Origin of the sequence: Kocuria dechangensis, from assembly GCF_014636775.1 — a bacterium.
In the GTDB taxonomy this organism is placed as follows: domain Bacteria; phylum Actinomycetota; class Actinomycetes; order Actinomycetales; family Micrococcaceae; genus Kocuria; species Kocuria dechangensis.
Genome location: NZ_BMEQ01000084.1, coordinates 1 through 622, shown reverse-complemented (window position 1 = coordinate 622; position 622 = coordinate 1). Strand labels below are relative to the sequence as shown.

General features: G+C 76.0%; 1 protein-coding gene. It reads left to right on the top strand.

All coding sequences use genetic code 11. The annotated features are described in order from the left end of the window. The coding region (locus tag IEW07_RS20750; protein ID WP_188540689.1) for a glycosyltransferase family 2 protein at positions 1–622 on the top strand (622 nt) is incomplete at both ends.

The following is a 622-nucleotide window of genomic DNA, read 5'->3' as shown; positions in this document are numbered from 1 at the left end:
GCTACCTGGCCGAGGTCGTGGCGTGGCTGCCCGTCACGGTCGTCGACGGCTCCGCCGAGGAGCTCTTCGCCGCCCACCGCCGCGCGCTGCCGGAGGCGGTCGAGCACGTGCGCCCGGAGCCCTGGCCGGGGTCCAACGGCAAGGTGGCGGGGGTGATGACGGGGGTGCGCCGTGCGGCCGAGGAGCGGATCGTGCTGGCCGACGACGACGTGCGCCACACCGGGGAGACCCTGGAGCGGATCGTGGGGCTGCTGGGGGAGGCCGAGGTGGTCCGCCCGCAGAACTACTATCTCCGGCTGCCCTGGCAGGCCCGCTGGGACACCGGGCGCACCCTGCTCAACCGTGCCCTGGGCGGGGACTGGCCCGGGACCCTCGGGGTGCGCCGGTCCGTGCTGCTGGGCGCGGGCGGCTACGACGGCGACGTCCTGTTCGAGAACCTCGAGCTCGTCCGGACCGTGGTCGCGGCGGGCGGGCGCGAGCGGGTGGCCCTGGACGTGCTCGTGGGCCGGCTGCCGCCGACCGTGGGCCGCTTCCTCGGCCAGCGGCTGCGGCAGGCCTACGACGACTTCGCCCAGCCGTCGCGCCTGCTCGCCGAGCTGTCCCTGTGCCCGGTCCTCGTCTG